This window comes from Metabacillus indicus LMG 22858, from assembly GCF_000708755.2.
GTDB classification, from domain to species: domain Bacteria; phylum Bacillota; class Bacilli; order Bacillales; family Bacillaceae; genus Bacillus_P; species Bacillus_P indicus.
On the sequence record NZ_JGVU02000007.1, the window covers coordinates 13,497 to 35,988 of the forward strand.

Here is a 22,492-nt window from a genome sequence, read left to right on the forward strand (position 1 = left end):
GTCCTTTTTTGTTATTCAGCGGCAGTAAGCTCGCTTTCTGTCACCCACTTGTGATTTTTCACTTCTTCGCCGCCGTCTGCAGGTACAAAGTCGACCATGTAGACAGTCGTTTCTTCTGCTGAGTCAATCGTGGCCTCTGCTCCTTCCATGCCTTCCATATGATCGGCTGCAAGTGTCACCTTGTCTCCTTCTTTGTATGGCTCTTCAGATGCATCTTTAATTTCTTCGTGTATGACCCATTTATGGTCTGTGACTGGGTCTCCCCCGCCTTCCGGAGTATAAGAGACCGTATAGACAGTTGTTTCAAACGCACCCGCAATGGTCGCTTCCGCACCGTCCATGCCTTCCATGTGATCAGCATTCATGACCGCTTTGCTTCCTTTTTCAAACTTAGGATTCTCAGCTTCCTTCAACCCCTCAGGCAACTCGCCTGAACCTGAGTGGTTCATGCCCTCGTGACCGGCATGCTCAGAAGACTCTTCCTTCTTCTGCCCTTCATTTTCATTCGCACACCCCGCAACCGTCAGTGAAAAAGCTGCAGCAAGAGCAAGCATCATAGATCTTTTCATCTCTAACATCCTTTCGTCATTGTCTAATGTCATTTTAAAGGTAGTTTGTGCAGAAAGTGTGCATATAAAAAGAGGAATCTGTGGATTGATGGTACTTATCGGAGAGTTTGGAACCCTCAAGTTTTGGATTCTGTGAATTGATGGCACTTATAGCAGTGTTTAGAACCCTCAAGCTTTGGATTCTGAGATTTGATGGCACTTATAGAACCCTCAAGCTTTGGATTCTGAAAGTTGATGGCACTTATCCAGGAGATCAGAACCCTAAAAAAGAGCAAACTGAGATTTGGTGGCACTTATCCTGAGAGTTTAAAACCATCAAGAACAAAAAAAGAACGCTGACGGAGTCTGCGTCCTTCTTTTAAATCAAGTAAACTACACCTCAATGCTTCCCCTTAGGATCCAGCGCATCACGCAGCCCGTCACCCATTAGGTTAAAGCCGAGAACTGTCAGCATGATGGCAAGGCCCGGGAAGAAGAGCGTCCATGGCGCCTGCACCAGGTACTGTTTGGAGTCGGCGAGCATTTTCCCCCACTCCGGATTCGGGGCCTGGGCTCCGAGTCCGAGGAAGCCTAGGGCCGCCGCCTCGATGATGGCCGTTGCGATGGCCAGGGAGGCTTGTACAATAATCGGCGAAAGACTGTTTGGCAGCACGTGCACGAGCAGGATCCGGGTATCACTTGTGCCAAGTGCTTTTGCAGCCATGATATACTCTTCTTCTTTTACGCTGAGTACCTTTGCCCGGATCAGTCTTCCGAAGTTCGGAATGTTGATGACGGCGATGGCGATCAGGGCGTTTTGAAGAGATGGCCCAAGAATTGCTACGATTGCGATGGCAAGCAGGATGCTTGGGAACGCGAGCATGATGTCAAACAGCCTTGAAATAATGCTGTCGATGACGCGGCCGTAGTAACCGGCAAGGATTCCAAGCAGCGTCCCAATTAGAGCGGATCCAAGAACGGAGAAAAATCCTACCCAAAGGGAAATTCGCGCCCCGAACAATACCCTTGAGAAAATATCCCTCCCGAAGTCATCTGTTCCGAACCAGTGCTCGGATGACGGAGGAAGCAGGCGCTTAGAGAGTTCCTGTTCATCGATGCCCTGCGATGCGATGAGCGGAGCAGCTATTGCAATGAAGACAAAGAATAAAACGAGAACACTTCCAGCGATCGCGAGTTTATTTTGCAGAAACAAACGGAGTTTCTGCTGAAAAGGGGTGATGACCTTTTCCTGTTTGATGATGGCTGTCTTTTCTTCTTGAAGTGCCGGCAGTGACATGGCATTCTCCCCCTTTTCTAGTATTTAATCCTCGGATCAATGGCTGCATACAAGAGATCGACGATCAGATTGATAAAAACAAAGATGGCGGCAATGATCAAAATGCCTGACTGAATGACCGGATAATCCCGGTAGCTGATGGCATCGAAAATGTACCTGCCCATCCCCGGCCAGCCGAAGATGGTTTCTGTCAGGATCGCCCCTCCGAGAAGCAGTCCTGTTTGAAGACCGATAATTGTTAAAATTGGAATGACTGCATTTTTCAAAGCATGCTTGTACACAACCCAGAACATATGAAGGCCTTTCGCTCTGGCTGTTCTGATAAAATCGGATTCCATCGCTTCGATCATGGTCGACCTTGTGATTCTTGCAATAATGGCCATCGGGATTGTAGCGAGGGCAATTCCCGGCATGAGAATATGCTTCAGCACCTGAACGAACTGATCAAACCTTCCTTGAAGAAGGGTATCAAGCAGGTACAGATTTGTGATGCTGTCTACAGGATTTCTGATTTCCTCCCTGCCCGTTGTCGGCAGCCAGCCAAGCTTGATCGAGAAGACGTACTGCTCCATCAGGCCAAGCCAGAAAATCGGCATCGACACGCCAATAAGGGCAATGATCATCGCCAAGTAGTCAAACCATGAATTCCGGAACCATGCACTGATGATCCCCGCATTAATGCCGACAACGATGGCAATGACCATCGCAAAGAATGTCAGTTCCATTGTAGCGGCAAGATATGGCGTCATCTCTTTGCTGATGGCGGCACCTGTCCGGATCGATTGTCCAAGATCACCTGTCAGAAGTCCGCCGACATAATCAAAATACTGTATGTACCAAGGCTGGTCGAGTCCAAGCTGCTGTGTTAATTTTTCAATGGCCTCCTGCGTTGCACGCTGCCCGAGAATGACCTGTGCCGGGTTCCCCGGTATGGCTCTGATGATGGAAAAGACAACGAGCGTCATCCCGATCAGAACAGGTATGAGCAAACCAATTCTTCTTATTGTGTATGAAACCATTTTCTCACCTCTCATTAGAAAAGCGGAAGCGCCCGTTTAGCTCCGATAGACAGATAAGAAATCACACGAAAAGTCCGGTTTTGACTTTTCGGGTGATTTTGTTCTGGCAGAGGAGCTGGGTGCTGTAGCTAGACATATTTATGCATTCTGCTTTTTAAAAAAGAGAGGAGGACAGGTCCTCCTCTCAACTCATTACTTAAATTCGACCTTTGTCAGGATGTCAGAACCTGTTGGATGCGGCTTGAAGTTCGTCAGCTTGCTGCTTCCCGCAAGGATTGGCGTAGAGTGCGCAAGCGGAATCCAAGGTGCATCTTCTTTAATGATTTCCTGTGCTTTTTTGTATAGCTCATTACGTTTTTCCTGGTCAGCATTGGACTGTGCTTCAATCAGAATGTCATGAAGCTCGTCGTTGCTGTAGTACGTGTAGTTGTTGCTGCCGATGCTGTCTTTGTCAAGAAGCGTGTAAAGGAAGTTGTCGGCATCACCGTTGTCGCCTGTCCATCCAAGCATGAATGAGTCTGCTTCCCCTTTTGCTGCTTTGTCAAGGTAAGTAGCCCAGTCGTACGTTTTGATTTCTGCTTCAACACCGATTTTGGCAAAGCTTGATTTGATGACTTCCGCTACTTTCATTCCTTCAGGCATATATGGACGAGGAACAGGCATTGCCCAAAGTTCCATTTTAAATCCATCCGGGAAGCCTGCTTCTGCTAGAAGGGCTTTTGCTTTTTCAAGGTCATACGGGTAAGGCTCAATGTCATCGTTATAGCCTTCAAGTGATGGAGGCATTGGATTTTTCGCAGGCTCTGCAAGTCCGCCGTAGAATGAATCGATAATGCCCTGCTTGTCAACAGCATGGTTCAGTGCCTGGCGCACAAGCTTGTTGTCAAGCGGCTTGCGGTTTGTTGTCAAACCAACGTAGCCAATGTTCATAGACGGACGTTCGAACGTCTGAAGGTCGCTGTTGCTTGAAATAGATTTCGTATCAGATGGGTTTACGCCATCCATTAAGTCGATTTCGCCTGTTTGAAGGGCATTTAAGCGTGCTGAGTTTTCAGGAATCGATTTGAAGATAACCTGATTTAATTTTGGATAGCCTTCCATCCAGTAGTCTTCATTCTTTTCAAGAACGATTCTGTCGTTTGGCTTCCACTCTACAAATTTGAATGGGCCAGTTCCAACTGGATTTTCTCTGAATTTGTCGCCGTGCTTCTCGATAGCTGCCGGGCTCGCAATGCCGAAAGGAGACATGGCAAGGTTCTTTAAGAACGGAGCCTGAGGACGTTTTAATGTGAAAACAACTTTATAATCGCCGTCTGCTTTTACTTCTTTAATGACGTGTCCTTCGTCCTTTTTAAAGCCGCCGAACATTGTGTAGTAAGGGAATTTGTCTGCATCCCCGTTCATCCAGCGTTCAAAGTTGAAGACAACCGCGTCTGCATTGAAGTCTGTGCCGTCATGGAATTTGACGCCTTCTCTAAGAGTAAGCGTGTAAGTCAGGTTATCCTCTGACACTTCCCATTTCGTTGCAAGGCCTTCCTGTACTGTTGTATCCTGTTCACCATAGTTTAAGAGTGTTTCAAAAACGTTGACTGTTACTTTGAAGGCTTCCCCTTCAGTTGTTGTAATCGGATCCAGCGAAGTAGAGTCACCGCCGCGTCCAAAAACGAGGCTGTCCTGTTTCTTTTCACTGCTTCCGCCGTCGCCGCCTTCTGATGAAGAGCTGTCAGAACTGCAGCCCATCAAGGCCGCTGATAAAAGCAGCACAAACATAATTGAGACTAACAGGCTTTTCTTTTTCACGCATACATCCCCCTAATTTCTAGTGATGAATCTATCAATCACGTCCCGTGTCACTCATACAAGTGACATGCGACATAATGACCTTCTTTAACTTCCTTCCATGCAGGCTTCTTGACCATGCATGGTTCAAAGCATGCCGGGCACCTCGTGTGAAACGCGCACCCTTTTGGCGGGTCAGACGGGCTAGGAAGATCCCCTTTTAACACAATCTGCTCTTTTACCGCTTCCGGATCAGGCAGCGGTACAGCGGACAGAAGCGCCTTCGTGTACGGGTGAAGCGGATCTGCATACACCTTTTCACTGTCAGCAAGCTCTACTAAACTCCCTAAATACATAACTCCGAGTCTGTCACTTATATGGCGGACAACCCCGAGATCATGGGAGATGAAAATATACGTCAGGGAAAATTCCTTCTGCAGATCCTTCAGCAGATTCAGGATTTGCGACTGGATGGATACATCAAGGGCAGAGACCGGTTCGTCTGCAATGATGAGCTTCGGATTGGTCATCAGCGCTCTTGCAATCCCGATTCTCTGGCGCTGACCTCCGCTGAACTGATGCGGATAGCGCTTGCCGTAGGCTTCATCAAGTCCGACAATCCCGAGCATCTCTTTCACCTTTTGGCGGCGCTCTTCTTTATTGCCAATTCCGTGGACAATGAGCGGCTCTTCGAGAATTCGTTCTACGGTCATTCTCGGATTCAGAGAAGCATACGGATCCTGGAAAACCATCTGCAGCTCCCGCCTCATTTTTCTCATTTCCTTGGGAGATTTCGTCAGCAGCTGCTCCTCGCGGAAGGCGACCGAACCGTCAGTCGGTTCAATCAATTTAAGGAGCAGGCGCCCCATCGTTGATTTGCCGCAGCCGGATTCTCCTACAATCCCTAGGGTTTCTCCTTCGTAAACTTCAAATGACAGGTCATTGACCGCTTTTACCGCTCCCACTTTTCTGCCGAGCACCCCTCCCGTAATCGGGAAATGCTTCGTGAGCTTTTCTACTTTAAGCAAAGGCTTCGTCATGCTCTAAAGCCTCCTCTCTCGCTAAAAAACATCTCGACTGGTGCGAATCCTGCAGTTTATACAGCGGAGGCGAATGCTTCACGCACTCTGCCATCGCATATTCGCAGCGGCCTGCAAACAGACAGCCTGTCTGCACGGTGCCCGGACGCGGCACCTGGCCCGAGATGGAATACAGCCGTTCATTTTTCTTCCGGATGTCCGGAACAGATTTCATTAAGCCCCTTGTGTACGGATGCTTCGGATTTTTAAAGATGGTTTTGACGCTGCCTTCCTCCACAACTTGTCCGGCATACATGACCATGACGCGGTCGCACATTTCCGCCACAACTCCGAGGTCATGTGTGATAAAGACAATCGAGGTCTCCATTTTTTTGTTCAGATCCTTCATCAGCTTCAGGATCTGAGCCTGAATCGTCACATCAAGCGCCGTTGTCGGTTCATCTGCAATCAGCACCTTCGGATCGCAGATCATCGCCATGGCAATCATGACGCGCTGCCTCATTCCGCCTGAAAGCTGATGCGGATACTCCCCGTACAGCTCTTCAGGGCGAGGCAGGCCGACAAGCTTTAAAATTTGAATTGCTCGCTCTTTCGCCTGTTTTTTCGTCAGGCTTAAATGAACGCGTAGAGACTCTTCAAGCTGGTTTCCGATTTTAAACAGCGGATTAAGAGACGTCATCGGCTCCTGAAAAACCATCGCCAGTTCATTTCCCCGCAGTTTGCGCAGCGATTTTTCGTTCAGCTTCAGCAGATCTTTTCCCTGAAACAGGATCTCACCTGAAAGCTTTGAAGTTTTTTTGGGCAGCAGCCCCATAATGGATAGGGAGGTTACGCTCTTTCCGCAGCCGGATTCCCCGACAATTCCGAGAACTTCCCCTTTATGTACGTCAAACCTGATCGAATCAACGACACGCGTTTCTTCTTTTCCCTGCAGGAACGTAATGCTCAAATCTTTGATTTCTAAAATCTTTTCCCGCGACAGACCGCTCACCCCCAGTTTGGACACCCTAAACAGCATATGAAGCCGGATGACCCGCTATGTCATGTTATTTCTGTAAGATACTATTAAAACTACTTAAAATTTGGATATGTACAAATTATAGACTAAAAATTCTAAATATTAAAATAGTTCATTCTTCCTATTTCCACCCGTTCCTATCTTTTCCAAAAGGCGGTGAATAAGGTCTTATTCATGTCATTTGAAGCATAAAAAATAAGCAATCCGCAAAGGACTGCTTATTTTTACTTAATTTAGCATTTTATATCTGCTGAAAAGTATTTTTATTATGATAGAAAAATATGGGCTAATCCAGCTGCTGAATCTGGAACAGAGCAAAATAGTGGCCCTGTTTTTCCATTAATTCGGCGTGGGTGCCTTCTTCAACAATCTTCCCGTTTTCCATTACGACAATCTTATCGGCATGTGTGATGGTCGACAGTCTGTGGGCGACAATGAAGGTCGTTCTGTCCTCAGCAAGCTTCTCAAGAGCTTCCTGAATCAGATGTTCGCTTTCAAGGTCCAGTGCAGAGGTTGCTTCATCAAGGACAAGAATCGGCGGATTTTTCAAAAAGACCCTCGCAATGGCAAGGCGCTGCTTCTGCCCTCCCGAAAGCTTGACTCCGCGCTCGCCAACCTTTGTGTTATAGCCTTCCGGAAAACCAAGGATAAAATCGTGTGCATTCGCAGCTTTTGCCGCTTCAAACACTTCTTCATCGCTAGCTCCCGGTTTCCCGATCAGGATATTTTCTTTAACAGTCTGGCTGAATAAGAACGTATCCTGAAGCACCATCCCGATCTGATCTCTCAGACTTTGAGCGCGGTATTCCCGGATGTCTGTGCCGTCAAGGAGAATCCTGCCCTCGGTTACATCGTAAAACCGCGGGATCAGACTGATGAATGTCGACTTTCCGCCGCCGCTCATTCCAACAAGCGCAACGGTTTCTCCCCTGTTCACCTCAAGCGATACGTCTTCAAGAATCATCGGTTCCTTCTCATCGTATTTGAAGGAAACATGGTCAAACTTAATGGTGCCGCTGATGTCTTTGGCTTCCTTCGCATCGCGCTTGTCTGTAATATCGTATTTTTCATCAATCAGCTCAAACACGCGGTCCATAGAAGCAAGAGCCTGCGTCAGCGTTGTGGAAGATGTCACAAGACGTCTCAGCGGATTGTAAAGCTGATCAATGTAGGCGATAAACGCCACCATAGTTCCGACTGTCATGTTCCCGTGAATGACCTGGTAAGCTGCAAAAGCAATGACTAGCAGCGGTGCAACGTCAGTAATCGTATTCACCACGGCAAAGGTCTTTGCGTTCCAGCTAGTATGGTCAATGGCTTTGCTTAAAAAGTTATGGTTTTCCTTATCGAACTCTTTTTGTTCATGATCTTCAATCGCAAAGCTCCGAATGACAGGCATCCCCTGCACTCTTTCGTGGAGATGGCCCTGAACCTGTGCAAGCGCCTGCGATCTCACTCTTGTCAGATGTCTCAGTCTTCCATAGAAATATTTCACCGAAAAACCGTACAGCGGGAAAAGCACAATGGATACTAGTGTCAATTTAATATCCATCGTGAACATGATGATGACGGCAATGACAATCGTAAAAATATCAAGCCATACATTCATCAGCCCGGTGATGACAAAGTTTTTCGTCTGCTCCACATCATTGATGACGCGGGAAATAATCTCTCCCGCTCTTGTATTCGCATAATAGCGCAGACTCAGTTTTTGAAGATGGGTGAACAAACTGTCCCTTATATCATAGAGGATTTTGCTGCCTGTCCACTGCGCAAAATACTGTCTGTAATATTCAATCGGCGGTCTTACAATCAGGAAAATTGCAAACATAATGCCCATGATCGCGAACAGCTTTCCCGTTTTTTCATCAGCGGACATGTTGCCGCCGAGAATGTCATCTACTACATATTTAAGAAGCAGGGGCGTAAGAAGAGGTATGGAAAATTTTATGATTCCAATTGCGATTGTCCCTGCAATCTGCCATTTGTAGGGTTTAACAAATTTCATGTAGCGTTTAACTGAACTCAAGGTTTTGTCTCCCCCTCTCATTTCTTTTTATTTTGTGCTTTTACGCGCGGTTCATGCCGACCCCATGCAGAAAGAGCCTGCTTTAGAAAACAGGCTCTTAAAAAACAACCCATTCATTTGTCTTGTGCTTGTCATTTCACATGTGTCAGATAGCGCTCATACCACTCATCGATAAAGTCAGGCGAGAAAGGACCTTTCCTTTGCCTGATCCAGCGAAGCAGCTTCTCAAGATTGCTTTTTAAAATCAAGTCGATCACATTCGGATAATTCATTTTCTTACGGTGATATTCGTACTCATCTTCATCAAGAATGATGTACGTCATATCGGGAAAAATTTTCACATCCAGGTCATAGTCAATATATTTAAGGGCTTCATCATCCCATGCAAATGGCGAACTGATGTTGCAGTAATAGTAGATTCCGTCTTCCCGGATCATGCCGATTACATTGAACCAGTATTTTGTATGAAAGTAACAGATGGCCGGCTCCCGGGTAATCCACGTTCTTCCGTCGGATTCCGTTACGATCGTCCGGTCGTTTCCGCCGATGATGCAGTGTCCGCTTGCCTTCAGGACAGTGGTTTCATCCCAGATTCTGTGGATATGCCCGTCATGTTTGTAACTATGTATCTGTATGCTGTCTCCTTCCTTGGGAAATCCCATTTTGCTCCCCTACTTTCTATATCGCCGCTCCGCAAATAAGCAAAGATTGTCAACTTTTCGTTTTTACCATTATACCGCCTGCCGTTTAAAAAAGAAAATAAAAGAGCCGCCCGTGTTTGCCGGAGACTCTTCTGGTCGGTTACTTATGCAGAGGCTCCCTGATCTGATACGACCGGATGACCTCCTCTGTCTGTTTTTGAAAAACCTTCTGAATGGACTGCAGCTCTTCCTTCATAATCTCAATCTCCTCCTGAATCTCCCCGCACGCCTCACCCGGGAGATTGTTCAGCTGCTCTTTCAGCTCCTGGCATCTCTCAATCTCTCCCTGAAGATACAGCAGCTTATCCATTGTCTCAAGCTGGCGGCCCACCAATGCATCAAAATCCTTCAAGTTCATTTGCACCTCCGCTTATTTGTCCGCTATACCAATTCGGTTTTTAAAACGGTTCTCCTTTGACTTTATCTGTTGAGGAATCAGAGGTTTTGTCGGAAAAATTCAGGCGGGCTCAGCACATTCTATGCGCTTTAACTGGTTTGCCGGTCATAAAATAGGGGAATTGGATAAAAGTTCTAATGCTATTTAAAGGAGATGAGCCGCTCTTTGATTTCCCTTCTCTTTTTAGTGATCACCGTCAGCTGGATGGCTGAATTCATTCTTTTCCGGAACAGGGGAACTTCTGAGGGCGAAATGCAGGAAAGGCGGTCCTATCCTTTTTTGCTTTTCGTCATTGCCCTCACCATTTCAATGGCTGTTCTAATGAGGGAATGGAACATCTTTTATGTCGGCAGCACCCTTGTTCATGCGGCAGGCATTGTTCTATATGCATCAGGGGTTCTTCTGAGATACTGGGGTATTTTTCACCTGAAAGAGCAGTTTACCCGCCATGTATCATTCCGGCAGGGAGATGCGCTTGTCAGCTCCGGCCCGTACCGCAGGCTGAGGCATCCTCTCTATACAGGACTCCTGCTCATTATCATCGGCATATGCCTTTCTCTCGGCAATGCTGTGCTTGCAGGCGCAGGGGGGACAGCCGCCGCACTTGGCCTGCTTAAACGGATTCGAATTGAAGAAAAGATGCTGATTGAAGCTTACGGAGAGGAATACCGGAGCTGGGCAGAGAAAAGATACCGCCTTGTTCCGCCTATATATTAACCATTACCTGGAGGTGCTTGCATGTTAAATCAGAAAAAGAAAGCCGTTGTAGTCGGAGCAGGACTTGGAGGCATGTCTGCTGCAATCAGACTATCGGCAGACGGCTATGATGTGACCGTTTTAGAGAAAAACAGCAATGTCGGAGGCAAGCTAAACCGCAGGTCCGGGAAAGGCTTCACGTTTGATACTGGCCCTTCCATCCTGACAATGCCGTGGGTGCTCGAGAAGCTCTTTAAAAGCGTCAACAGGCACCTTGAAGATTACATATCTGTTGTACGTGTCGAACCGCAGTGGCGCACTTTTTTCGAAGACGGCACGTCCATTGATGTATCAAGCGACCTGCCGACGATGATTGCCGAGATGGCAAAGGTGTCGAATGAACCGCACGGCAGCATGAGCAGCCTCCTTTCCTACAGCGAAAAAATGTATGACCTCTGTCTGAAAAGCTTTTACAAATACAGCCTTGAAGACCTGAAAGATCTGAAAAAACACCATACCCTGAAAGACTTGATGGCGATGGATCCGCTGAGCACGGTTGCAGATGGAACAGAGAAATACCTTGATTCAAAGCACCTGCAGCAGCTCTTCAACTTCTTTGTCATGTACGTCGGTTCAAACCCATACTCCGCGCCGGCCATATTGAATCAGCTGATCTATGTACAGCTCGGCCTAGGCATTCACTACGTAAAAGGCGGAATGTACGAAATCGCAGAAGGTATGAAAAAAGTCATGGACGAACTGAGAATCGAAGTGAAAACAGACACACCTGTTGCCCACCTTGAGCTCGAAGGCAAAAAAGTGACGGGCGTTGTGACAGAGAGCGGGGATGTCTACCGCGCCGATGTCGTTATTTCAAACCTGGAAGCCATTCCTGCCTACCGGAACCTTGCTCCGTCAACCGGAGAAGTAAAGCGTGAAGTGAAAAAGCTCGGCAAGTCATTCATCCCGAGCGTATCCGGACTCGTGCTTCTGCTTGGAACAGACCGGAAGTTTGAAAACTTAAAACACCACAACTTCTTCTTCTCAGAAGATCCGAAAAAAGAATTCCAGCAAATTTTTGATCAGGGAGTACCCGCAGATGACCCAACCATCTACATCGGCATCTCTGCAAGGTCCGACGCAAGCCAGGCTCCTGAAGGAAAAGACAACCTCTTTGTGCTGACGCACGTGCCTCCTCTTAAAGAAGGAGCAAAAACAAGCATCGACTGGGACGAATACAGAGAACTTGTCCTGAACAAACTCGAGCGGATGGGCATGACCGGACTCCGGGACTCCATCGAATTCGAATACCGCTTTACCCCTGAGAACCTTGAAGAGCTTTACGGTCCAAACGGCGGATCCATCTACGGAGTCGCATCTGATAAGAAGAAAAACAGCGGATTCAAAATCCCGTCCAAAAGCCAGCTGTACGAAGGCCTGTACTTCGTCGGCGGCTCAACCCACCCCGGCGGAGGCGTGCCGATGGTCACCCTCTCCGGCCAGCTGACAGCGGATTTGATTAAAGAGAATGAGCTTGCTGCTGTGAAATAGGTTATCTCAGAGATCTAACATTTTCAAAATTTACGAATCCCATCCAGCTAAATTTCCTATCAAAAAGAGCGCATAAGATATCATGCGCTCTTTTTTGATGAAATTATTAGCTTTAAAACTGTCCCCTACACCCCAGACTGTTTCGATTTGTTCGCTTATGCAACCTGAAATTTGTATGTAATGATCATTTTATTTTTGAATTTGTAGATTGTTGCCTAACTTACATCCAGCTATTAGCTAATCTCTTTCCTGAATAACTTTAGAAATAATATCTATACGATTTGTCCAGATCCCACCAGTATATCCTTTTGGCAGACGCTCTAAATCTTGTTCTTCATCAAACCCTTCTGACCATCCGCCACTACCGGCAACTAAGATAACTCTCGTACCGACACTATCCATTCTATTGAGGAATTTGTCTGAACTCCCCCACAAGTAAGAAAAATAAGTTTCTGGTATGTGTAACTGCGTATTTTCACACGCCGCTGGAATATAGCCAGTCCAGCCGGCTGCTATATATGTGAGCAGGCAGCTTTTCAATGTTTCTTTGGACATTACACGCATGTCTGGTATGGCTTCTTTTAGGGTAGCAATAGGCTGATCACCGCCGTATGCTGAAAGATGTTCTAACCTATTATCAGGATATTTTGAGAGATAATCTGCTAGTTGACTTCCTTCTTTTGGATCATCGCTTTTAATGTGAATAAGAAAAGATCCGTTTGGAAACTCTTCCAGTACCTCATCGAGTGTATGTATTAACCCTACTCCTTTGCCCCGAAAAGGAAAAGATTTTCCGTTGTCAGCGGTATATCCGTATCCTGCATCCAGCTGTTTCAATTCTTCCATCGTATGTTCCCGAGTGGTGCCCTTACCATCCGTTCTACAATCAAGAGTCCAATCATGGAAAATCGCAAACTCTCCATCTAAAGTAGGTTGGACATCAATTTCAACGATGTCTGCGCCCCCTTCAAATGCCGCTTTTATAGAAGGAATGGTATTCTCGAGATATGGATGATCTGGTTCGTACATTCTTTCCGCCGTACAGGTTTCTGCCGTTATCCCCTCCATGCGAAAGGTCTGTCCTAATCCTCGATGCGCTAAAAGCATAGGCTCGCCACTACGTTCCTTTGTAAAAAGTGAACTATTATTTACAAACATAAACAAAGCCAGTAATAGTAAAATGAATAAAGTTCTTTTTGCAATTTTTTTAACGTTCACTTGATTATATTCCCCTCATTTATATGATAAGAGTTGTCGAGAGCAAAATGACCTCAATAGCTGGAATAATAAACAATAATCATTTTTCGTCATACAAAAGGAGAATACGATTAGCTCCTTTATCGATTAACAACAATCCTTGAGCAGTTTGCTAAAACTTTGCGAGTGATGATTTAACTATTTTTTATCAAGATCACTTATTTCTCTTTCAATAAGAGATATTGAAATACTAAATGCTTCTAACCGTCTTTTAGCCAGGGTAATTTGAGATTTATATCGGTCAGGATTTTCTTTGCCTTCCAGCGTTTTTACTGTTTCTTTTAGTTTGTGTATAGTTGATTCAATTTGACGTTTTGCTTCAATTAATTCAGATACCTGAAATTCCAATTGAATTTCCCTCCTTTTTGTAACTTTCTTTCTTATTTCTAATTTGATAAATAGCTGCTTCAGGCGGAGTTTCATTAAGTTGCTGTTTTAGCTCTTTTTTCCTTTTCGTTGATCTCCACCTGCTGCTTCCCATTACTTTTTTATCCAATACTCACTTCCATCGGGTTTACGGTCCACTATTCCCTAATAATATTCCACATCGTCCAAGCTATACTGGCGGGTCCCATTTCATAATCCTCTAATTCAGGCCAATCCGCAAACCAGACACCTTCCTTTTCGTGAATGCCCAGACCTTTTAAAAAACTGCACCACAAATCAAGTGAAGCCTCAGTATAACAAACGTTCATTAAATTAGTATAACTAATTACAAACGTTTTGTTTGGTATAAGTCAATGATATACATTGGTGTTTTTATTTTCTGCAATAACTGCCATCAACCAAGTGAAATCCTCCGTTAATGGTTTGATTCTCTGACATAAGTACCACCGAGCTAGCGAGAGCCGCCGTTGGTGGTCTTATTCTCTTCTATAAGTACCACCAACCAAACGAAATCCTCACTTGAGGGTTCCTTTCTCCCCGATAAGTACCACCAACCAAGCGATATCCGCTGTTGTTGGTTCCATTCTCCCTGATAAGTACCACCAACCATACAAAATCCGCTGTTGATGGTTCCTTTCTCCCCGATAAGTACAACGAACTAAGCGATATCCGCTGCTTTTCTCTGAAGGACCATAAGCAACCTTGTTTTGACCCTTCAGCTCTGTTGGTTTGCTGTGAAGGGTCATATGCGTTCCTGTTTTGACCTTTCATCTCCTTTGATTTGCTGTGAAGGGTCATATGCCATCCTGTTTTGACCCTTCAGCTCTATTGGTTTGCTGTGAAGAGTCATATGCCATCCTGTTTTGACCCTTCAACTCTATTGGTTTCCTCTGAAGAATCATATGCACTCCTGTATTGACCCTTCAGCTCTGTTGGTTTCCTCTGAAGAGTCATATGCAACCCAGTTTTGACCCTTCACCTCTGTTGGTTTGCTCTGTATGGTCATATGCCATCATGTTTAGACCCTCCAGCTCTCTTGGTTTGCTATAAAGGGTCATATGCGACCTTGTTTTGACCCTTCACCTCTGTTGGTTTGCTCTGAAGAGTCATATGCAATCCTGTATTGACCCTTCAGCTCTCTTGGTTTGCTCTAAAGGGTCATATGCGACCCTGTTTTGACCCTTCATCTCCTTTGATTTGCTCTGAAGAGTCACATGCGATCCTGTTTTGACCCTTCAGCTCTCATTTATTCAGCCCGCTCCCCCCACAACAAAAAAAGACACCTCTCCACACAAGGGGAGAAGTGTTTCTTTTCGTTTTTTAAACGGTTCGATTATGAGTTTTGGTTCTTTTTAGCTTCAGCTTGCTGGTTGTACTTCTTTACGTGTTGAGCGTCAGTCTCGCTTGCGAACTCAGCACCGTATTGTTGTTGACCTTGAGCAGCTTGAGCGTTTTGTTGTTTCACGTGTTGTGCGCTTGTGCCTGCTTGTGATTTGTTTGGTTGTTGTTGGTTTGCCATGTTTATCACCTCCACGAAATTTATCATGTCCCGGAGGTGATTTTTATATCCGCTTTTTTTTCGATCTTTTTTTCAGGATCGATTTACATCAAAAGAGAACGGCCGCCATCTACAATAATGGTCTGCCCTCTGATCATCGAGGCTTTTTCAGAGCAGAGGAATTCAACGGCGTCGACTATGTCTTCTGTGTCGACCATTCTTCCGGCAGGGGTCATTCTTCTTGCATCAGCAAGCAATTCTTCTCGGTTTGGGAAATGCTTGAGCGCTTCTGTGTCGACCGCCCCGCCTGAAACTGCGTTGACCACGATGTTTTTGGATGCGAGCTCTACAGCCAGATAGCGTGTCAATGATTCCAGCGCAGCTTTTGAAACGCCTACGGTTGTGTAGTTTTCAAGGACGCGGATGGAGCCGAGGGAGCTGATGCTGACAATTGTGCCTCCGCCCGTTTTTTCCATACGCTTGGCCGCTTCCTGGGCGCAGAATAAAAGAGCCTTGCTGTTAATATCCATTGTCCAGTCCCAGTGCGTTTCTTCAAGCTCCATCAGCGGACGAAGAACGCCTGATGCCGCGTTATTGACAAAAATATCAAGTCTGCCGAACGTCTCATCAACTTCGGCAAACATTTCTTTGATTTTCTCAGGCTTTCCCACATTTGCTTTCACAACAAGCGCTTTGACGCCAAGTGCTTCAATTTCTTCCGCTGTCTGCAGGGCAGCGCTTTTGCTGCGTGCATAGTTGATCACGATATTATAGCCCTGTTCGGCAAGGCGGAGAGCGATTGCTTTGCCGATGCCGCGGCTGCTTCCTGTAATTAGAGCGGTTTTGTTCTGGTTCATATTGACATCTCCTTAAGTGCTGTAGTTCGTATAGTTGCCCTTATTGTATCAAACAATAGGAAAAGCGAGTAGTAGAGGAGGAGTTCATCATGTACGTAGGCAGAGATATGACGGAACTGTCAATGATGTCCATACACGAATGGAAAGACAGTGAGCTTGCATATTTTCACCACGGGCTTCAGCAGATGATGCCGTATTTAAACGCCGAGGGCCAGACGATCCACCGCGAAATCATCGAGGAGATTGAAGCCCGCGGAGGCCTGAAGCGCGGCGAGGCGGATTACACCCACGGAACAAGAGTGAGCTATGATTGACAAAAATCCGGCCGCATCCGGCCGGATTTTATTTATGCGCTTCTGTCATCTGATAAATTTTCTGATGGGAAACGGGAAAGGCATATTTCTGCATTTCTTCTTCTGTCACTTTTAAAAGGTTATTGGGGATGCTGCCCGGCTTCAGCTTTCCTGCATAGACAGAGATATTCCAGACGAGATGGGAAAAAATATGCTGAATGGTTCCTGACAAGGGTTCAAGCTCAGCATCTGCTTCATATTCCTCATGCAAGTACCTTACAAGCTGTTCTTTTTGAGAAAGCAGCTCCACTTCCGTCTCACAGTTCGGGAACTCCCACAGATTTGCAAGGAGTCCGGATGACGGGCGTTTGTGAATATAGAAATTTCCTTCTGCGTCCTTTAATACAGCCGCCGCCATTGTTACCTGCCTTGGCTTTTTCTTTTTGCTTTTTACGGGAAGTTCCGTCTGAACGCCTTCTTCAAACGCCTGGCAATGTTCTCTTACAGGACAGATCAGGCAGGACGGGGACGTCGGCGTACATACGATTGCACCAAGCTCCATGAGCGCCTGATTAAATTCAGACGGCTGTTCTTTAGAAATGACTTCATAAAGAATCTTTTCAAAAATGGTCCTTGTCTTCGGTTTCGCGATGTCTTCCCAGATTGAAAGAATACGCGACATGACTCTCATGACATTTCCGTCAACAGCGGGCTCCGGCACCCCGTATGCGATGCTCAGGATTGCCCCTTTCGTATAGGGACCGACACCTTTCAGCTTACTGATTTCCTCAGGCGTATTCGGCACGATGCCTCCGTAAGTACTTACAACTTCTTTTACCGCAGACTGAAGATTGCGGACGCGCGAGTAGTAGCCAAGTCCTTCCCACGCTTTCAGCACATCTTCCTCATCAGCAGCTGCAAGTGCTTCAAGTGTCGGAAATTTCTCCGTGAATTTCAGGAAATAAGGAATGACCGTGTCCACCCTTGTCTGCTGCAGCATGATCTCTGAGACCCATACTTTATATGGATCCTGGTCAAGCCTCCACGGCAGATCTCTTTTTTCGCGCAGGTACCATGAGATTAAGTCGCGCCTGAAATCTTCTATATGTAATGAGTGCAGATTCTTATCGGCTGCATCAAGCATATTTATCTTTCCTCTCATGTTATTTTTATTGGATATTTGGGAAAATAAAAGGGTATCTTTGTTTTCAACCTAGAAATCATACAGCATTTATCCGTATTTAAAAAGGGAAAGCATGTTAGTGTTTGACTCTTTCATGCCGTTCCATGCAAAATGCCATATAGAGCACACTTATTCTTTTCAGAAGGGATAGGAAAAGCTCAGTCTTCATAAGAATGTGACAGGAGGTTTTGCAAAGTGGATACAGGCACACACGTTGTGATGGGCATTGCCCTTGGCGGACTTGCGACACTGGATCCCGCTGTCGGTGCGGACCCGGTAACAGCCCAGGCAGTCATGATCGGAGCGATTGCCGGTTCACAGGCTCCTGATCTTGATACAGTACTCAAATTCCGAAATAACGCAAAATATATCCGCAATCACCGCGGCATCACCCATTCCATTCCGGCGGTGATTCTCTGGTCGGTGCTGATCACCGGCTTGCTGTACTGGTTCTACCCCGGCTCTGATTTGCTGCATCTTGGGATGTGGACAACAATTGCGGTCGTTTTGCATGTATTCGTTGATATCTTCAACGCGTACGGCACACAGGCTCTGCGGCCGTTTTCCCACAAATGGGTGGCGCTCGGCATGATCAACACGTTTGACCCGATTCTGTTTGCCATATACTGTGTTGGCATCTTGTTCTGGGTTTTCGGCACACCAGCAGGGTACACGTTTCTGACCGTCTTTGTCATCGTCTTTTTCTATTACATTTTACGCTTCTTTATGAAAAGAAGCATTGTGAAAAAAATCCATCAAAAATACAGCGAAGTGGAAAAAATCATCATTTCCCCGACGTTGAAATTCAGACGGTGGCGCGTGGCGATTATTACAAAATCCCATTTCTATGTGGGACGGTCGCTGAACGGCAAACTAACGATACTTGATGAGTATGACCGAGTTCCCGTCCCTCAGACGGCAATCATTCAGGCAGCTGAAGAGGATGAAAACATCTCGGCCTTTCTGTCTTTTTCTCCCGTGTACCGGTGGGAAGTGGATGAGTATACAGACCACTATGAAGTGAAATTCATCGACCTGAGATACAGAAGCAAAGGCCATTACCCCTTTGTTGCGATCGTCCAGCTCGATCAGAACCTGAATATTGTCAGCTCCTATACAGGATGGATTTTCAGTGAAGAAAAGCTACGGAAAAAATTAGACCTTTTGCCGGAATAAAAAACTTGGCTCCCAAGAATGGGGCCAAGTTTTTTTAATGGAGCATGCCGTCGCTGTCATTCAAAAGATGACTGTATTTCGGGTTCGTCGCCAAAAATTGATGCAGTTTGTCACCGTAGTTGACAATCCACTGCGTGACAATCTTCTCCGTCATGTTTTTCCCGCGGTACTTCTCCCCCGCTTTGGCGTACGTTGTCTCAAAATCATCCCACAGCAGTTCAACCCATGTTCTCGCCTTGTCATAGGACAGGGCAGGATTTTTTTCCATAAGCAGCCGGGCAAGCCGGTCGTGATACATTTCCATTTTTCATCACCCCGTTCTGTTTATAGTTTTTGCGGAAGCATCACATACTATAAGTAGGCTTCGAATGAAGCTAGTTTAAACCCATTGGAGGTCATACGAATGCGGAATAAAGCGAAAGACTTTCCGATCCAGTCAAGCAATAAGTTTGAAGGAGAGCCAAGAGCAAAAGATGATTTCGCGTCCAAACGGGCCGACGGAACCATCAACACACATCCGCAGGAACGCATGAGAGCTTCCGGCGAGCGCGAAAATCAGTTTTAAAAGACTGCACACATTTTGCGGAGGTGCTTATAATGGGGTCAACACATAAAAAGTTTTTTGAAAATCGAATGGCTAATCCTTTTCAGCAGCCTTGGGCCAACCCAAAGCATGCGCATGCGCAGGTAAACGGGCAGACGCAGCAGACTCAGGATTTAATCATTCTCGAGCGTCAGACACGAAAAAGATCATAGGCTAAACGCATAACGAATCATGCTGAATGAATCAGATTCAGCGTGGTTCGTTTTCTTCTTTTTTTCGGCCAAGCATTGAAATCGGTATTCCTTCCTCTTCTGAGTCCGGGGATTCAAGACGGTTCCCCCACGCAAATACACCATTCATGTAGTCAATTTTAAAGTATGAGCCCGGTGCACCTTCTATTTCATACACTTCCCCAGGCTTAAAATCATCTGGGTTAAGCAAATAGGCCTTTGCCATCGTAATCTTGCGGTCAAGCACCGCAAATTCATTGACCATGCCTAGCTGCTCGGCTTTGCGGGCTTTCTCGGAAAGAGCGGCGATTTCTGTTTTCAGTTCATATTCTGTCATCGTGCTGTAGCGTTTTGTCTGCATGATGGTACTTCCTTTCTTTTTTGCCCTTTAAAAGGATAAAATAAATGTATGACATCTATAGGAGTGATTTTAATGACAGCACTAGTCGTCACAGGTGCAGGCTCAGGACTCGGACGCTCACTCGCCTTGGCCTACAGCATAGATTTTGACGAGATCATTCTTCTCGGGCGCAGCACGGAAAAGCTGCTGGAAACAAAACAGCTGCTGCCTGATAAGCAGGTATTTACATATGAGCTTGACATCAGGTCTCATGCGGAGATTGAACGGCTGACAGACACCCTCTTCAGCCGTCATCCTGTCACTGCGCTGATCAATAACGCAGGAGTGGGCCACTTTGGTCCAATCACGGACATGCCCGCTGATCAAATCAAAGAAATGCTCGATACAAATGTGTTTGGCACCATTCTTTTAACACAGGCATTTCTAAAGCATTACATAGAAAAAGGAAAAATCGTGAACATTATCTCAACAGCAGGCCTCAGAGGAAAAGTGAATGAAAGTGCCTACTGCGCCTCCAAATTTGCCCTGAGAGGCTTTACTGAGAGCCTCGTAAAAGAATATGAGGGAACTGGCATCGTTCTGTCAGGAGCATACATGGGCGGCATGGACACACCGTTCTGGAACGAAAGCGATCATATTAAAGATAAATCACGGCTCCGATCACCCGACGTTATTGCTGAAAAAATATACAGTCTTGATGACGGGAGATCTGAAATCATTGTGGAGTAGGGCGTTCAGTCCTGCTCCTCTTCTTCATTCAGGAACCGTTCGATCATGTCTATCTGGAACCCTTTTCTGTACAGCGCCTGCTTCATCTTGAGACGGTATGCTGACGGCTTTTCTTTAGCGTACTTCCGCTGAAGTTTTTCTGCCTGCTTCACCAGAGACTGATATTCTTCATCATCATTGTTCTCATATGTCATTTCTTCCGTAACGATTGAAATCACATCGAAATTGAATCCTTTTCGAAGAAGGGTCTGCTCTATCTTCTGCTTTGTCTGAACAGTGGAGCTTTTTGCTTCTTTTCTTACCGTTTTCTCGGCATGGACCATTGCCTGTTCAATCTGATCCTCTTTTGTATACTGCTCCAACGCCTTTTCCGCCGTTACTTTATCAATGCCTTTTAAGGAAAGCTCCCTTTTAATTACACCCGGTCCTTTTCCCCCGGTTTTCCAGTGTGTCCGCACAAATGCATCCGCGAATTCACTGTCATTTACGTATTTATAATGCCGAAGCTGATGGATGACCTCTGTCACAACCGATTCGGGGTATTCTTTTTTCAAAAGCATATCGGCCGTTTCCTTCTCGGATCTCATTCTGAATCCGAGAAATTCAATCGCTTTGTTAAACGCCTTTTTGACCGAATCCCCGTACTGGATCTCGAGGATTTCCATCTCATCCAGTTCAAGCCCTTTTTTCAGGCCATACTTCAATAGAATGTTCTGGTCGACGCTGAAGGCGAATTTTTCACCTTTGCCATCATTCAAAAACACATTAAACCGTTCTTCACTGCTCTTTTGAGTCGTTATTTTCGATATTGTTGGCATAGGACACCTCCCCTTTATTTTATCACATTTCCCTTTTTGCACCTTTTAAAAAGAACTGCTGCATACTGAACCAAAAAACTTTCCGGAGCAGAGCATATTAAAAAGGATTATCGGGGTTTGAGTGCTGAATTATAAGGAAAGAGAATAACAAGGAGTGATGACCGTGAAAATAGCAATCGCAGGCGGAACGGGCTTTGTCGGAAACGAGCTGACCGACTATCTCGCTGAAAACGGAAATGAAGTGCTGATTTTAACCAGATCGAAAAAAGAAAGCGATAAAAGCGGCGTCCGGTTTGTTGAATGGATGACAGACGGCGCTGCTCCTGAAAAAGAACTTGAGGGCATTGATGCCTTTATCAACCTTGCAGGCAAATCCATCAACGACAGATGGACGGAGGAAAATAAAAAAGAAATCGTTGAAAGCAGAATCAAAACAACCCGTGAAGTATACAGAATCATTGACAATCTCCAGAAAAAACCTGAAGTCCATGTAAACGCAAGCGCTGTCGGCATATACGGAACGTCGGAAACCGAGACCTTTACGGAAGAATCCGCACCTGGCGCTACTGATTTTCTGTCAGAGACCGTCATGAAATGGGAGCAGGAAGCAGCGGAAATCGGAAAACTTGGTGTCCGCACCGTTTTTGTCCGCTTCGGGATCATTCTCGGTGACAAAGGGGCTCTTCCAGCCATTCTTCTTCCATATAAATTATTTGCGGGAGGGACAGTGGGCTCAGGCACACAATGGATGTCATGGGTTCATATACATGATGTAGTGAGACTTATTGATTTCGTGATGAAAGACAGCACAATAGAAGGCCCCGTGAATGCCGTTTCTCCAAATCCAGTGCAGATGAAGGAATTCGGGAAAACCGCTGCAAAAGTGATGAACCGCCCCCACTGGATTCCTGCACCGGGCTTCGCACTGAAACTGGCGCTTGGGGAGCGAAGCATCCTCGTCCTTGAAGGGCAGCGCGTCATTCCAAAAGCAGCTGCAGAAAACGGCTTTACTTTTACATTTCCAATACTAGAGAATGCTTTGTCAGACTTATTAAAATAACGATCGGACACTCAGAATAGGAGT

The 22,492-nt window shown here is 46.0% G+C and carries 26 protein-coding genes; 8 read left to right on the forward strand and 18 right to left on the reverse strand.

Annotation, left to right across the window (positions count from 1 at the left end; genetic code table 11):
• Positions 1 to 11 precede the first annotated feature (11 nt).
• From AZ46_RS17470 to AZ46_RS17515, 9 genes are all read right to left on the reverse strand, one after another.
• On the reverse strand, positions 12 to 569 hold the full coding sequence (locus AZ46_RS17470; RefSeq protein ID WP_029285979.1) for a YdhK family protein: 558 nt from the start codon (positions 567 to 569) through the stop codon (positions 12 to 14).
• 379 nt (positions 570 to 948) lie between these two features.
• Positions 949 to 1,845 (reverse strand): ABC transporter permease, encoded by an 897-nt coding sequence (locus AZ46_RS17480; RefSeq protein ID WP_029285976.1) that lies wholly within the window; start codon positions 1,843 to 1,845, stop codon positions 949 to 951.
• 17 nt (positions 1,846 to 1,862) lie between these two features.
• A complete protein-coding gene (locus tag AZ46_RS17485; protein ID WP_029285974.1) occupies positions 1,863 to 2,864 on the reverse strand; it encodes an ABC transporter permease in 1,002 nt (333 codons plus the stop codon).
• Positions 2,865 to 3,056: 192 nt separating this feature from the next.
• Positions 3,057 to 4,664, reverse strand: coding sequence for an ABC transporter substrate-binding protein (locus tag AZ46_RS17490; protein WP_029285972.1), 1,608 nt, complete (start codon positions 4,662 to 4,664; stop codon positions 3,057 to 3,059).
• A gap of 50 nt (positions 4,665 to 4,714) precedes the next feature.
• Complete coding sequence (locus AZ46_RS17495; RefSeq protein WP_029285970.1) at positions 4,715 to 5,683, reverse strand: ABC transporter ATP-binding protein; 969 nt, start codon at positions 5,681 to 5,683, stop codon at positions 4,715 to 4,717.
• Positions 5,664 to 6,665 (reverse strand): ABC transporter ATP-binding protein, encoded by a 1,002-nt coding sequence (locus AZ46_RS17500; RefSeq protein WP_029285968.1) that lies wholly within the window; start codon positions 6,663 to 6,665, stop codon positions 5,664 to 5,666. Before AZ46_RS17500 ends, AZ46_RS17495 begins: the two co-directional genes overlap by 20 nt.
• A gap of 322 nt (positions 6,666 to 6,987) precedes the next feature.
• Positions 6,988 to 8,751: an ABC transporter ATP-binding protein gene (locus tag AZ46_RS17505; RefSeq protein WP_029285966.1), complete on the reverse strand. Its 1,764-nt coding sequence runs from the start codon at positions 8,749 to 8,751 to the stop codon at positions 6,988 to 6,990.
• A gap of 110 nt (positions 8,752 to 8,861) precedes the next feature.
• On the reverse strand, positions 8,862 to 9,392 hold the full coding sequence (gene ntdP, locus AZ46_RS17510) for a nucleoside tri-diphosphate phosphatase (RefSeq protein WP_029285964.1): 531 nt from the start codon (positions 9,390 to 9,392) through the stop codon (positions 8,862 to 8,864).
• A gap of 139 nt (positions 9,393 to 9,531) precedes the next feature.
• A complete protein-coding gene (locus tag AZ46_RS17515; RefSeq protein WP_029285962.1) occupies positions 9,532 to 9,783 on the reverse strand; it encodes a YgaB family protein in 252 nt (83 codons plus the stop codon).
• A gap of 210 nt (positions 9,784 to 9,993) precedes the next feature.
• On the opposite strand from AZ46_RS17515, the gene AZ46_RS17520 reads away from it, so the two are divergent.
• Together AZ46_RS17520 and AZ46_RS17525 are read left to right on the forward strand one after the other, a co-directional pair.
• Positions 9,994 to 10,545, forward strand: a complete 552-nt coding sequence (locus AZ46_RS17520; RefSeq protein WP_235728243.1) for a methyltransferase family protein — start codon at positions 9,994 to 9,996, stop codon at positions 10,543 to 10,545.
• A 21-nt stretch (positions 10,546 to 10,566) separates the two neighbouring features.
• Complete coding sequence (locus AZ46_RS17525) at positions 10,567 to 12,075, forward strand: phytoene desaturase family protein (protein ID WP_029285958.1); 1,509 nt, start codon at positions 10,567 to 10,569, stop codon at positions 12,073 to 12,075.
• Between the two features lie 237 nt (positions 12,076 to 12,312).
• On the opposite strand, the gene AZ46_RS17530 is transcribed toward AZ46_RS17525, so the two are convergent.
• The 5 genes from AZ46_RS17530 to fabL all read right to left on the reverse strand — a co-directional run bounded on the left by AZ46_RS17530 (position 12,313) and on the right by fabL (position 16,074).
• Complete coding sequence (locus tag AZ46_RS17530; protein ID WP_081870245.1) at positions 12,313 to 13,233, reverse strand: glycerophosphodiester phosphodiesterase family protein; 921 nt, start codon at positions 13,231 to 13,233, stop codon at positions 12,313 to 12,315.
• Positions 13,234 to 13,470: 237 nt separating this feature from the next.
• Entirely contained in the window at positions 13,471 to 13,680 is a 210-nt protein-coding gene (locus AZ46_RS17535; RefSeq protein ID WP_029285954.1) for a hypothetical protein, read from the reverse strand.
• On the reverse strand, positions 13,661 to 13,828 hold the full coding sequence (locus tag AZ46_RS22015) for a GIY-YIG nuclease family protein (protein ID WP_161781223.1): 168 nt from the start codon (positions 13,826 to 13,828) through the stop codon (positions 13,661 to 13,663). Before AZ46_RS22015 ends, AZ46_RS17535 begins: the two co-directional genes overlap by 20 nt.
• A gap of 1,224 nt (positions 13,829 to 15,052) precedes the next feature.
• A complete protein-coding gene (locus AZ46_RS17545) occupies positions 15,053 to 15,238 on the reverse strand; it encodes a gamma-type small acid-soluble spore protein (RefSeq protein ID WP_029285950.1) in 186 nt (61 codons plus the stop codon).
• A gap of 83 nt (positions 15,239 to 15,321) precedes the next feature.
• A complete protein-coding gene (fabL, locus tag AZ46_RS17550) occupies positions 15,322 to 16,074 on the reverse strand; it encodes an enoyl-[acyl-carrier-protein] reductase FabL (protein ID WP_029285948.1) in 753 nt (250 codons plus the stop codon).
• Between the two features lie 89 nt (positions 16,075 to 16,163).
• On the opposite strand from fabL, the gene AZ46_RS17555 reads away from it, so the two are divergent.
• Positions 16,164 to 16,388 carry a hypothetical protein gene (locus tag AZ46_RS17555; protein ID WP_029285946.1) on the forward strand — a complete coding sequence of 75 codons (225 nt, stop codon included), beginning with the start codon at positions 16,164 to 16,166 and terminating at the stop codon, positions 16,386 to 16,388.
• Positions 16,389 to 16,416: 28 nt separating this feature from the next.
• On the opposite strand, the gene mutY is transcribed toward AZ46_RS17555, so the two are convergent.
• Entirely contained in the window at positions 16,417 to 17,511 is a 1,095-nt protein-coding gene (mutY, locus tag AZ46_RS17560) for an A/G-specific adenine glycosylase (protein WP_035319472.1), read from the reverse strand.
• A gap of 234 nt (positions 17,512 to 17,745) precedes the next feature.
• Here mutY and AZ46_RS17565 point away from each other — a divergent pair, with 234 nt between their 5' ends.
• Positions 17,746 to 18,726: a metal-dependent hydrolase gene (locus tag AZ46_RS17565; protein WP_029285942.1), complete on the forward strand. Its 981-nt coding sequence runs from the start codon at positions 17,746 to 17,748 to the stop codon at positions 18,724 to 18,726.
• Positions 18,727 to 18,760: 34 nt separating this feature from the next.
• Here the strand turns inward: AZ46_RS17565 and AZ46_RS17570 are convergent, their stop codons facing one another.
• Positions 18,761 to 19,030: a YfhJ family protein gene (locus tag AZ46_RS17570; RefSeq protein ID WP_029285940.1), complete on the reverse strand. Its 270-nt coding sequence runs from the start codon at positions 19,028 to 19,030 to the stop codon at positions 18,761 to 18,763.
• A 99-nt stretch (positions 19,031 to 19,129) separates the two neighbouring features.
• On the opposite strand from AZ46_RS17570, the gene AZ46_RS17575 reads away from it, so the two are divergent.
• Entirely contained in the window at positions 19,130 to 19,291 is a 162-nt protein-coding gene (locus AZ46_RS17575; protein ID WP_029285938.1) for a small, acid-soluble spore protein K, read from the forward strand.
• A 32-nt stretch (positions 19,292 to 19,323) separates the two neighbouring features.
• Positions 19,324 to 19,482 carry a YpzG family protein gene (locus tag AZ46_RS21630; RefSeq protein WP_081414247.1) on the forward strand — a complete coding sequence of 53 codons (159 nt, stop codon included), beginning with the start codon at positions 19,324 to 19,326 and terminating at the stop codon, positions 19,480 to 19,482.
• Between the two features lie 37 nt (positions 19,483 to 19,519).
• Here AZ46_RS21630 and AZ46_RS17580 read toward each other — a convergent pair whose 3' ends face one another.
• Complete coding sequence (locus tag AZ46_RS17580; protein ID WP_029285936.1) at positions 19,520 to 19,861, reverse strand: YfhH family protein; 342 nt, start codon at positions 19,859 to 19,861, stop codon at positions 19,520 to 19,522.
• 72 nt (positions 19,862 to 19,933) lie between these two features.
• On the opposite strand from AZ46_RS17580, the gene AZ46_RS17585 reads away from it, so the two are divergent.
• A complete protein-coding gene (locus tag AZ46_RS17585; RefSeq protein WP_029285934.1) occupies positions 19,934 to 20,590 on the forward strand; it encodes an SDR family NAD(P)-dependent oxidoreductase in 657 nt (218 codons plus the stop codon).
• Between the two features lie 5 nt (positions 20,591 to 20,595).
• On the opposite strand, the gene recX is transcribed toward AZ46_RS17585, so the two are convergent.
• Positions 20,596 to 21,408 carry a recombination regulator RecX gene (gene recX, locus AZ46_RS17590; RefSeq protein WP_029285932.1) on the reverse strand — a complete coding sequence of 271 codons (813 nt, stop codon included), beginning with the start codon at positions 21,406 to 21,408 and terminating at the stop codon, positions 20,596 to 20,598.
• 163 nt (positions 21,409 to 21,571) lie between these two features.
• Here recX and AZ46_RS17595 point away from each other — a divergent pair, with 163 nt between their 5' ends.
• Complete coding sequence (locus AZ46_RS17595) at positions 21,572 to 22,468, forward strand: TIGR01777 family oxidoreductase (protein ID WP_029285930.1); 897 nt, start codon at positions 21,572 to 21,574, stop codon at positions 22,466 to 22,468.
• The last annotated feature ends 24 nt before the right edge of the window (positions 22,469 to 22,492 follow it).